Consider the following 12,651-nt stretch of genomic DNA (forward strand, 5'->3'; position numbering starts at 1 on the left):
AAATAAGAAAAGAAACTTGCCTGAAATAACGCCAAAGATTGTTATCAGTGCTGCGATAATCAATAACGCAATCTTGTACTTAGTTTTCACTTGAAAACCAAAAGTTTAAATTTCTATCTTATCTTCCCCATAAATCAATTCGATAAAATCGATTTTTGGGATGTCACCGAAATACTCTCTTAATTCAATGTCCTTTAATATATCCTCTATTTCCAATTTTTCATAGCGTGCCCCTTTTAAAAGTTTTTCCAATTTCTCTACAGGCTCCTTTCCAAAGAAATCTCCGAAAATTTTAAAATTTTCGATATTTCCTTTTTCTACAAAAATTCTAAGATCTATTTCACCCACAGGAAAACGACGGGTACGATGAATATTGAATTTTGGTGATCGACCGTAATTCCAATTCCAGGTGTCATATTTCTCCTCTTTGAGCTGATGAACTTCCTTCCATTCTCCAGAGGTTAAATGATAGGTTTCAAATCCAGCACTATGCTCATAAAGTCCCTCGAGTAGAAGATTTCTGAATTTTTCAATTGTAAGAGGTTCCTTCAGGAATTCGGATATATTCGCAACTCGACTTCTAACGGATTTATGTCCTTTAGATTCGATCTTGCTCATTTTAACAGTAAGTGCATTTGCTACCTCTGCAAGATCCGTATCAAATAAAAGCGTGCCGTGACTTACCATTCGTTTTCCGGTTGAAAACTGCGCTGTTCCTGATATTTTCTTGTCCCCTATTAGGATATCGTTCCGGCCCTTCAGTTCTGCATCAAGACCCAAGCTCTTTAAAACGCGTATAACCGGTTCGGTAAATTTTTTAAAATTATTAAGGCTTTTAACATCATGATCGGTGATGAAGCTAAAATTCAGGTTTCCAAAATCATGATATACAGCCCCGCCGCCAGATACTCTTCTCACAACGTGAATATTATTCTCTTCTACATAATTTTGGTTAACCTCTTCCAAGGTATTTTGGTTTCGCCCAATAATTATAGAAGGTTCATTGATGTAGAATAATAAATAATCGGAATCTGCACTAAAATTTCGCAAAGCATATTCCTCCAATGCAAGGTTTAACTTGGGGTTGGTTATACCCTCATTATCAAGAAAGATCATATAAATTTATTTATGTGCAAAGATACTAAACGTTGCTAAGTTTTCCTGAAAACCATCCTAAACATTTGAAATAAAAGTATAGACTAATCGTTGTGATTGATGGCATTAGAGGTTTTGGTAATAGCTTGAAATTTGCATAAAATTATTCTTTATTTTGGAAATGTATTCGCCTTGATCTCCTTGGAATTTACATAGAAGTCCTTTTTAATCTCCACAGATTTTAAAGTTTGATGGATTTCAAGAGTCTTCCATTCCGCAGTGGGATGTATCCAAACTTCCTTTCCATTTAAAACTGCGATTACCGGCATTTCAAAATTTTCAAGAATATCCACATATCTATATTTTAGGGTTTTACTCTCTACTTTATATTCAACTTCCGGAATTGTTGTAGTCCTTAGATATTGGTTCCAAAATACATTGAGATTCATTCCGCTTTTTGCTGAGATGTATTCCTCGACTTGCTTGGTTGTTACTGTTTGATGGTAGAATTCTTGGTTTAGTCCTCGCAATATCTTTCGCCATTTTTTATCATTATCTATCAATTGCCGTATTGTATGAAGAATATTGGCACCTTTATAATAAATATCACTACTTCCACGACCATCGACATTGTAATGACCAATTATGGGTCTGTCGTTCAATATATTTTTCCTGAGACCAATAACGTATTCCGAGGAAGCTTTTTTTCCGAAGTAATAATCGAGATATAGATTTTCTGCATAACAGGTAAATCCTTCATGCACCCACATATCGGCAACATCTTTATTTGTTATGTTATTGGCGAACCATTCATGGGCGCTTTCGTGAATAATTATAAAATCGAATTTCAATCCCCAACCAGAACCGGAAAGATCTTTACCCAAGTAGCCATTTTTGAAGCCGTTTCCGTAAGTTATACTGCTTTGGTGTTCCATTCCCAAATATGGAGCTTCAACCAGTTTATAACCATCTTCGTAAAAGGGATATGGTCCAAACCAATATTCGAAAGCTTTTAACATCTTGGGGACTTGGTTAAACTGCTGCTTTGCTTTTGCCTCATTTTCGCGTATTGCATAATAATTGAGATCAAGTGGCCCTTTTTCTCCTCTAAACGTTTCAGCCCAATGGATATAATCTCCAATATTTATATTTACGCCGTACGTATTAATTGGATTTACAACTTCCCACAACCAAGTTTTGGTTTTCTTATTTTCTGTTACTTTTTTTAATTTTCCATTGCTTACATCCATTAAGTCTTTTGGAGCAGTAACCGCTATAGTAACCCCACGGTCGGGTTCGTCTGAGGGATGATCCTTTAAGGGCCACCATACACTAGCTCCAATTCCCTGATTAGAGTTTGCTATAAAATCGTTGCCGTTGCTGTCTTTGATCCACGTAAATCCTCCATCCCAAGGTGGACGCTTTGCAACTTTAGGTTTTCCCGAAAAATAAATGGTCAATTCATATTCCTTACCTTTTATTTGAGGTTGTTGAAGATTTAAAAAATGTGCATTTCCATCATTTTTGACAGATAATTCCTTTCCATTTTGGGTTGCTTTTTCAATCTTCATTGGAACTTGAAGATCAATTTGCATAATATTTTTCGAATCAATTACTTTATAGGTAATTGTATTACTTCCTTTGATGCTTTGTATGGATGGGTTTACCGTAATATTTAGGTCATAATGCATTACGTCCCACCAAGCCCGTTCTGGAGTAATACTTCCACGTAATGTGTCCGCTCTGGTATATTCTTGAGCTGAAACGGACAAGCTGATAAATAAAATGATAAGATATAGATGGTTTTTCATTTCATTTTTTTATAAAAATACCAAAAAAGAAGAGCAGACAATCTAAGAAAGAAAAAAACCTAAGTAATGGATGGATTTTAAAATTTGTTGATCAGTTTAATTCATTCACGAAAGCGACGCTGTGGCAAGCAACGATAGCTGCTGTCTCCGTTCTCAATCTACTTTCACCCAAGGTAACCGGTGAAAAACCATTTTTCTTTGCTAATTGGATTTCCTCGGGAGAAAAATCACCTTCTGGTCCAATCAATATCGTGATATTTTTCTTGGGAGTTAATAATGATTTTAATGACTTTTTATCCGTATTCTCACAATGGGCTATAAACTTCATTGTTTTTGGAAATTCGGAATTCATGAAATCCGTAAAAGAGATTACTTCATTCAATGTAGGTATATATGCCTTTAAGGATTGTTTCATTGCACTCTGAATGATTTTTTCATATCGCTCCAGTTTAATGGTCTTTCGTTCGCTATGGTCACAAATTAGAGGGGTGATTTCAGAAATTCCAATTTCGGTAGCCTTTTCTAAAAACCATTCGTATCTATCATTCAATTTTGTTGGTGCGACAGCTAAATGAAGGTGGTATTTCATTGGCTCAAGAATCTCTTGTGATAAGATTTGAGCTATACACTCTTTTGGTTGGGCACTAATAATTTCTGCCTCAAATATCAACCCTTTTCCATTGGTAATCTTGAAACAATCTCCTTCTTTCATTCGTAAAACCCTCACAATGTGTTTGCTTTCTTCCTTGTCAAAAGTTACTTGCTTTTCAGAATCTAATATATTGGGATTGTAGAAAAGTTGCATTTTTTTTAGATTTAATTGGGGTGGGGTAATTTCATTTTTTCGGTAAATAGCAATTTATCGAATATACGTTTCTTTTCAAGACTGAAGTAACAATCAAAATTTCATTCGCGCTGATGCAATGACACTGTTTTTGGCAAAATTATGATTTTTATATTTCAATTCACCTACTATTGCAATCATGGCAGCATTGTCAGTACAGAATTCAAATTTTGGGATGTGTGTTTTCCATCCGTATTTTTTTTCGGCTCCTTTTAAAGCTTCCCGAATACCAGAATTAGCCGAAACCCCACCGCCAATTGCAATTTCCTTTATCCCTGTTTGTTTAACGGCATTTTTGAGCTTGTCCATTAAATATTCTACAATAGTAAATTGAATACTGGCGCAGATATCAGCAATATTTTCAGAAATAAAATTGGGGTTTTTATGAGTTTCTTTTTCAACGAAATAGAGTATCGACGTTTTTAAACCACTAAAACTAAAATCCATCGGACCAACCTTCGGTTTTGGAAATTTAAAAGCCTTTGGATTTCCTATTTGCGCATATTTATCCACCAAAGGCCCTCCAGGATAGGGAAGACCTAATATCTTTGCGCTCTTATCGTAGGCTTCTCCCACGGCATCATCAATAGTTTGGCCAATAATTTCCATCTCAAAATAGTCAGTTACCTTTACAATTTGGGTATGCCCACCACTAATGGTCAAAGCCAGAAACGGAAAATTTGGGGGAGTTTGGCCATCGATTTTTATAAAATGCGCCAAAATATGAGCTTGAAGATGGTCCACATCAATCAATGGGATTCCCAAACCTAAAGCCAGGGATTTTGAAAAGGAGGTTCCCACCAATAATGAGCCCATTAAGCCAGGACCGCGAGTAAATGCAATAGCAGATAAATGATTTTTGTCGATATTTGCCTTGCGTAAAGCTTGGTGCACTACAGGAACGATATTTTGTTGGTGCGCCCGCGAGGCGAGCTCAGGAACAACACCTCCATATTGTTCATGAATTTCTTGAGTGGCAACAACATTGCTGAGTATTCTTCCGTTGTTGATAACGGCCGCTGCCGTGTCATCACAGGAAGATTCAATACCAAGAATATAGCAGTCTTTTTGCTTCAAAGCAGGGAAATTTTTAGGAGGGGTAAAATTAAAACATTAAAAGCGTATCAAAAAACTTCGCAAAATAATACTTCGAATCTTTGCATTCTTTGTACTGCTGTTACTGCTTTTGATTATAGTTTTTTCAATACCATCAGTTCAAACCTGGGCAGCGAAAAAAGTTACTGACAATCTTAATGAAACTTATGGTACTGATATCAATATAAAACGGATTGGCTTGAACTGGAAAGGTGAGGTTGATATACGCGATGTATATATTGCAGACCATCACCAAGACACCCTAATTTACAGTCACGAATTACAAACAAATATCCTCAATTTTCCCAACCTCATCCACGGCAGGTTGGGCTTTGGTAAAATAGCACTTAATAATGCCAAGCTTTACGTGAAAACTTATAAAGATGAAGAGACGGATAATCTTTCGATTTTTGCGCAAAAGTTTGAAACGGGAAAGGAGCCAACTTCTCCATTTTGGCTATTTAGCAATGAAGTAATCGCCAGAAATACTCTTGTAAAAGTAGTCGATGAAAATCACGATAATCCCGAAATTCTTAAATTTACAAAGGTTAATGTACACGCAAAAAATTTCAATGTCGATGACTCTGATATAAAGGGGAATATTGTTGGCTTATCACTTAACTCCAGCTGGGGTTTAAATATCCAAGACCTAAAAGGTGATTTTCTATATTCTTCTACAAATATTACACTGAAAAAGATGCGACTCGAAACTTTGGAGTCGCAGATTATTGGAGATATCGATCTCGATTTTTCAAAAAACGGAATGGCAGATTTTGCAAATGAGGTGTTAATAACAGCAAATCTCGAAAATTCCGAGATTTCAACGAACGATCTGAATCACTTCTATAATGAATTTGGTCCAGATCAATTGTTTTTCGTGAATACGCATTTAGTAGGAACTCTTAATGATTTTTCTACTGACAATCTAACATTGGAATCCTCCGACACTCACATACAGGGAGATTTTGCTTTTAAGAATCTTCTCGATCCCGATAATGGTTTCAGTATCACCGCAAGAAACCATCAGATCACTACAAACTATTTTGATTTGAGACGTTTTATGCCACAGCTTTTAGGTGAGGTTATTCCAGGTGAGCTTAAACAACTGGGAAGATTTAATTTCACCGGTAATACTTCCATTATTAATGATGAGGTTATAACCAAAAGCTATTTATCTAGTGCTATCGGTCAAGTGAATGTGGATTTGAAAATAGGAAATATACAGGATATAAATAATGCATATTATAACGGAAATGTAGTACTCCGTAATTTTAATCTGGGAAAAATATCCAAAACCACCTCAATAGGAAAGATTTCCGGTAATCTTAATTTTGATGGACGTGGATTTAGGCAGGAGAATGTCAATACCGAAATAACGGGTTCCATTTCCTCGTTCGCCTTTGAGGGGTATAATTACCAAAAAATAAAGGTTTCTGGAAACTTAAAAAATCCACTTTTTAATGGGGAATTATCTATAGATGATCCGAATTTAAAAATGGAATTTATGGGCATAATAGATGCTTCTACTGATAATAACAAACTAGATTTCGAACTAGATGTAGATTTTGCCGAATTGAATAAGTTAAATCTCGTTACTCGGGATAGCATTTCGGTTTTCACTGGTAAAGTCGTTGTAGATATGGAAGGGAAAACAATAGACGATGTTGAGGGAACTATTAATTTCAATCAAACATTTTATCAAAATGAACGTGATTATTTCTATTTCGATGATTTTACCATTACCTCATTCTTTGATGAGAAAGTGCGCACAATTAAAATTAATTCGCCAGATATCATTAATGGGCAGATTTCAGGTGAATTTTTGATTGAGGATATTCCAAACCTTTTCCAAAATGGAGTTGCCAGTATTTATGCCAATTATATTCCGAGAGAAGTAACCACTAACCAATATATTAATTATGAGTTTGTGGTGTATAATAAAATTGTGGATGTATTTGTTCCGCAATTAAAGTTGGGAGATAATACAAAGATTAAGGGCGCGGTATTTTCAGATAAATCGAAATTCGAACTCGATTTTCGTTCGCCAGAGATCGTTTTGTTTAATAACTACATTAGCAAATTGAATGTACAGATGGATAATGATAATCCCTTGTTCAACACATATATAGCTGCGGAAAATGTCAATTTCGGCTTTTACGATTTGACCGATGTTAACGTAATAAACAAAACTCTAAATGACACAATGTACGTCCGTGCGGAATTTAAGGGAGGAGAACAGCATAAAGATTTGTTCAACCTTTCCCTTTATCACACTATTAATCCCAATGGAAAATCTGTTGTAGGTGTAAAAAGATCGGATATAACCTACAAGGACAATGTTTGGTACCTTAACGAGCATAACAATCGTTTAAATAAGGTTGTCTTTGATGATAATTTTAAGGAATTGAGGATAGATTCACTTGTGTTAAGTCATGAGAATGAGATTATTCAAATGGCTGGAATTATGCGCGATTCGACTTATAAGGATTTGAAATTGCGGTTTAGGGATGTGAACATTGGAAACATAACTCCAGAATTTGATAGTCTAAGGCTGCAGGGAAATATGAACGGAAAATTTGACTTTCTGCAGAAAAATGGAGCATACTATCCAATCTCCTCGGTGGCAATTGACAACGTAATAATCAATGATATTGCTTTTGGAGATTTGGACATTAGCGTTGACGGTAACGAAGATCTCACTAAATATGATATAAATACCACACTCACCAATAATAATGTTAAGTCGATTAATGCCGTTGGAAGGATCGATGTGCTTCCCAAACATCCCCAAATCCAGCTGGATGTTGACCTAAACAAATTCAACCTTCAAGCCTTTAGTCCTTTTGGTGGAGATATTATTACGGATATACGTGGTCTGATATCGGGAAATGCCGTTGTGTCAGGAGATTATAAATCGCCAGATATTAAGGGGAGGTTTATTCTCGAAAATAGCGGATTAAAGGTGCCCTATCTTAATACCGATTTTGATATAGAAAACAATACCCAGGTGGTTGTTTCAAAAAACAAATTCGAATTAGGCAACGCCAAAATAACAGATACAAAGTACGGTTCATCGGGCACCTTGTATGGAAATGCCTCGCATCACGATTTCAAAGACTGGGAGTTGGATCTGCATATCAATTCCAGTGATCGTTTATTGGTCCTAGACACTCCCCAGGATGAAGATGCCTTATATTATGGAACCGCTTTTATCAGTGGTTCTGTTTCGATGCAAGGCCCCGTAGATGAATTGGTTATTAAGGCCGATGCAACTACTGAAAGGGGAACTTCATTTAAAATACCCATTAGTGAAACTGAGACTATAAGTGATGATTCTTTTGTCCATTTTCTTTCACCAGAAGAGAAAAGGGCAAGAATAGAGGGAGAGACCGTGGTCTCTTCGGAAATTAAAAAGATGACATTAGAATTCGATCTCAATATCAACAAGAATGCTGAAGTAGAAGTAGTAGTGGACCAAGCAAACAACTCCACTTTAAAGGGTCGGGGTAGTGGCACATTGCTCTTACGGATTGATACGGCCGGAAAATTTTTGATGTATGGAGATTTTGTAGTTTTTGAAGGACAATTCGATTTCAGATATGGTGGTATCATCCAAAGAAATATTGAAGTAGTACCTGGCGGAAGTATTGTTTGGGACGGTGCCCCGGAAAAAGCGAACCTTGAACTAAGCGCGCTTTATAACACTGAGGCGAATCCTTCAGTATTATTGGATAACCCCGCCGTTAATCGCAAAATTCCTGTGGAGGTCTATGTTGATTTGAATGGACAGCTGGAGCAACCAGAATTAAAATTTAAAATCGAATTCCCACGGGTGAGTTCTACCCTAAAAAGTGAACTTCAATTCAAATTGCAGACTGAGGAACAAAGGCAGAATCAAGCCTTGTTTCTACTAGCGTCCAATTCTTTTGTAAATGACAATTATGCGGGTACAAATGCTTTTGCAGGCACTGTTGCGGATAGGGTTTCGGGACTGGTAAACAGCCTTTTCGCCGATCAAGATGGTAAATTTAGGGTAGGATTGGATTATTCCGTGGGAAGCAATACTCCAGACCAGGAAACGGCAGATCGTTTTGGTATAACTTTAAGTACGCGAATAAATGAGCGAATCCTTATTAATGGGAAAGTAGGTGTACCCGTTGGTGGTGCTACCGAAACTACTGTTGCTGGAGATATCGAAGTGCAATGGTTAATGAATGAGGACGGTAGCTTGAGGATGAAATTTTTCAATAGGCAGGCCGATCTTCAGTTTATTGGGGAAGATCAAATTTTTGAACAGGGGGCTGGGATTTCCTACTCCGTTGACTTCAATACAATTCAGGAATTGATGTGGAAACTTTTTCAAAGAAATATTGAAAAGGAAAGTGATGTTCTACCCGTAGTACCCGATGATAATGAGTATCCAATAAATCGCAACAATCAGGGAACTTTATCTGAGCAGGAGGGACAATAATCCGTCGGATGTTACCCGCTCAATTAATCGACCGATTATTATTTTACTTCTGCAAGATTTTAGTTTTCTAATTGGAAGAACTTTTAATCAACATAATTTAAACTCAAAAATGGTCTCTTACATTTGTTAATTGTATTTAATTTTAAGATATTAGTGAATTCTAAATCTGGAAAGCGATATTGTTCAGAGGAACAAAACGAATTCCGATAAATAAGCAATTTTCAGTACACTTTAAAATTGCAATTCGGTAGGAGAAACTAAACTTTTATGTGGAAACCTGTATCATTGTTAAAAAATTGAAGATAAATCCTATTGTTGTCGTTATTGTAATCTTCAGATTCTAATAAGTCCAAATATATATAGGATTAAAAAGCCATGAGAAAGAGGGTAATTTCGCTATAAAAATTTCCTTATTCATTGAGGAAGAGTTAAAATTTCGAGAATTTAAAGAGTTTTTTGGGCTTGCTGCCACTATAAATTTTCGGAAATATATTATGAATCATAAAAAAAATATCTATCTTCGCTTAAAAACCAGTCATTATGAAAAAAATTATACTAATCACATTTCTATTCACTACATCCCTGTTCTTTGCACAGGAGGAGTTTTCCCAGGATTTTAATAAATGGTCTATTGAATTAGGCGCAGGGCTTCATAAACCGGGAGAACCAGCAGCGCCGGGTTATCATACAAATACACCAGCCTTTGGTCATTATAGTCTTGGAATACGCTATATGATGAACAATCGATTTGGAGTTAGACTTGGTCTGGGTTACAACAGGTTTGAAGATGGAAATGGAGTTCCCGGTAATAGTCTTCCCTTTAAGAGTGAATACTACCGTGCTTCTTTAGAGGGCGTTGTCAATTTCACATCTTTACTAAAATTTAAATCTTGGACTAATTCCTTCGGTGTTTTGGCACACGGTGGGGTAGGTTATTCCGGTCTAAAGGCAAAGGAGCCAATTGAGAAAGATGGTATGGATCAAATGCTACATTTAATTGTAGGAGTTACCCCTCAACTTAAATTGTCAGAGAGATTTGCGATTTCAGCAGATCTATCATATCTTACTCATATTCGTCAGCATTATACTTGGGATGGTACAATGAAGAATCCAAATTTGGGAGTAGGAGGAAACTTAGTAAATCTTACATTAGGATTAACTTTCTATCTTGGTAAACACGATGTACATGCTGATTGGGCACCAGATGCTCCGCTAAGTGATGAGGTTTTGGAAGATATCGAGGCAAGAATTGCTAAAATTGAAACTGACATGATTGACTCTGACCAGGATGGTGTGCCAGATTATCTAGACCGCGAGCCAAATACAGTATCTGGAGTTGCAGTCGACACTAAGGGTCGTGCTATTGACTTAAACAACAACGGAATTCCAGATGAACTTGAAGCTTCACTAAATAGAATGTATGTTTCTAAGGCTGATAGAGAATCTGAAGAGGGTACTGCATACTCAAATGCCATTAGACACTTGATAGATAGTGGTTACGTTAATGTTTACTTCCAATTCAACAATGACCAACCGGAAACTTATTCATTGGATGCTATCAATTACCTTGTTAAGTATATGAAAGAGAATCCAGCCGCAAATGCTGAGCTAATTGGTTATGCAGATGAAATGGGCGATGCAGCATACAATCAGAAGCTTTCTGAGAGAAGAGCGAAAAGAGTTTACGATATTTTGTTAGCAACTGGAGTTGATCCAAGTAGGTTAACCCATAGTGGTGGCGGTCAAGATAAGAGTGTTGATAAAGACTCAAAGGATGCTAGACAACTTGTAAGAAGAGTAACATTCAAATTGAAATAATAAATTTAGAATTTCTCATAACAAAAAAGGCCTTCGTAATTGAAGGTCTTTTTTTTGTGATTTATTAATTTCCGTTGGACATCTTCGTATGTTCCATGTTTAATTAAATTTATTCTTTCCTGCACTTACACCGCAAGAATTTTATGTAATGAAATGCTGGAGGAATAGGGATTTTTACCACCAAACAACGAAAAATTTTTCTATTTTGAGATTGGTCTTCTTATATATCAAGGGAGATTTGAAATTTAGAAGTTGTTCTTCTATTCTTTGGATTATTTGGGGGAAAGAATACCACTCGCTAATATTTTCCAGGGGAAGAAGCCACTCTTTTTTGTGGGGTATGGCATATAAAGCTGCTTTGTCTTCTTTTAAATCGTCAGTTCTAATCCAATGGCCGACAATGCAATCGTTGTAATTCTTTGGAAGATGAATACGATCCATTTTAATTGGTAAAAAGAGAAACGCTTTTAAACATAACTTCTGTTCGGTAGGAATTTCGATTTTCAAATCCTTTAATTTCTGTTGCGTTTCCGGAGCATGAATTAAGGGAAATTGCTGCTCTTTTAATTTCTCCAACTTATCTATCAGTCGATCTTTTCTATTGGGTCCGATCCATTTTTCTTCTTCGGAAATGCCCGCGGTTTCATCATATAAATAGAATTTACAAGCCAATTCTATATGCAAAACATTTTGGGTTTTTAAATCTCGGACTATATAATCCAGCTCACCCAAAGTTTGATTGCTATCGTGTATCTGAAGATTTGAAGTCAAAAGTTTATAGATTTTTGAACATTTCAAAAATGCCTCAAAACAGGCTTCAGCTTGCATGCCGAGCACTGAATTCATTGGAAAATTGAACTGGCATCCAACAATTTCTTCTTCTAAAAAATCGAAATCTTCATAGGGATATTTTTCCGAATTAATTTTTAAATCGGGAGCATTTATAAAATTTTGTAGAATGTTAGCCAGTCTGATACTTACCGTTTTAATTCACTTTCATACTTAGAAATCCATTGGTCTACAGAAAATTTACTGGAAAGTTCACCCAATAACTCAAAAGGAATGTCATCCATTTTTTTAAAGCGGACGCAGCTTTTTCCCATATCCAGTTTTCCTTTTGCGAGTTTTGTATATGCTTCCGTAAACCATTGCATCAACTCTGGATCGCTGTAAATCCCCATATGGTAAAATCCTATATGATTTTTCAATGAGGAAATGCTTATAAAAGGAAGTGCGTCCGACGGCTTGCAGTGATAGCCATCGGGATAGATACTGTGTGGCACTACATAGCTTATCATTCCGTATTGAATGGTTTCCTCAAAACCCTTCGGAAGATTTTTTTTAATGGTTTTACGTAGCTTTTGCATTACTTCCTGTCGTTCTTCAGGCAACGCACCTATGTAATCGTCTGGAGTGATTTCTTTAAATACCATCTTCTGTGGGTTATTAATTAAAGGTTGACATTTTGAATCAATAAAAAAATCCACCTCAAATCCCAGATTTTTAATCCGTATTTG

The 12,651-nt window shown here is 36.2% G+C and carries 8 protein-coding genes; 2 read left to right on the plus strand and 6 right to left on the minus strand.

Translation table 11 applies throughout. The annotated features are described in order from the left end of the window. Nucleotides 1-105 precede the first annotated feature (105 nt). The 4 genes from EI546_RS15380 to tsaD form a co-directional block, all read right to left on the minus strand. Nucleotides 106-1,116, minus strand: a complete 1,011-nt coding sequence (locus EI546_RS15380) for a lipoate--protein ligase (protein ID WP_128251374.1) — start codon at nt 1,114-1,116, stop codon at nt 106-108. 149 nt (nt 1,117-1,265) lie between these two features. Then, entirely contained in the window at nt 1,266-2,906 is a 1,641-nt protein-coding gene (locus EI546_RS15385) for a M1 family metallopeptidase (RefSeq protein ID WP_128251375.1), read from the minus strand. Nucleotides 2,907-2,997: 91 nt separating this feature from the next. Next, a complete protein-coding gene (locus EI546_RS15390) occupies nt 2,998-3,711 on the minus strand; it encodes a 16S rRNA (uracil(1498)-N(3))-methyltransferase (RefSeq protein ID WP_128251376.1) in 714 nt (237 codons plus the stop codon). 93 nt (nt 3,712-3,804) lie between these two features. Continuing rightward, complete coding sequence (gene tsaD, locus EI546_RS15395) at nt 3,805-4,827, minus strand: tRNA (adenosine(37)-N6)-threonylcarbamoyltransferase complex transferase subunit TsaD (protein ID WP_128251377.1); 1,023 nt, start codon at nt 4,825-4,827, stop codon at nt 3,805-3,807. A gap of 217 nt (nt 4,828-5,044) precedes the next feature. Here tsaD and EI546_RS15400 point away from each other — a divergent pair, with 217 nt between their 5' ends. Both EI546_RS15400 and EI546_RS15405 read left to right on the plus strand, forming a co-directional pair. Next, nucleotides 5,045-9,316, plus strand: coding sequence for a translocation/assembly module TamB domain-containing protein (locus EI546_RS15400; RefSeq protein WP_240673127.1), 4,272 nt, complete (start codon nt 5,045-5,047; stop codon nt 9,314-9,316). Nucleotides 9,317-9,856: 540 nt separating this feature from the next. Beyond that, complete coding sequence (locus EI546_RS15405) at nt 9,857-11,134, plus strand: OmpA family protein (protein ID WP_128251379.1); 1,278 nt, start codon at nt 9,857-9,859, stop codon at nt 11,132-11,134. 174 nt (nt 11,135-11,308) lie between these two features. On the opposite strand, the gene EI546_RS15410 is transcribed toward EI546_RS15405, so the two are convergent. Both EI546_RS15410 and EI546_RS15415 read right to left on the minus strand, forming a co-directional pair. After that, a complete protein-coding gene (locus tag EI546_RS15410) occupies nt 11,309-11,980 on the minus strand; it encodes a DUF1853 family protein (protein ID WP_128251380.1) in 672 nt (223 codons plus the stop codon). A gap of 131 nt (nt 11,981-12,111) precedes the next feature. Further along, nucleotides 12,112-12,567: a DUF1801 domain-containing protein gene (locus tag EI546_RS15415; RefSeq protein WP_128251381.1), complete on the minus strand. Its 456-nt coding sequence runs from the start codon at nt 12,565-12,567 to the stop codon at nt 12,112-12,114. Between the last annotated feature and the right edge of the window lie 84 nt (nt 12,568-12,651).

The sequence above is a fragment of the Aequorivita sp. H23M31 genome (genome assembly GCF_004022485.1).
GTDB lineage: Bacteria > Bacteroidota > Bacteroidia > Flavobacteriales > Flavobacteriaceae > Aequorivita > Aequorivita ciconiae.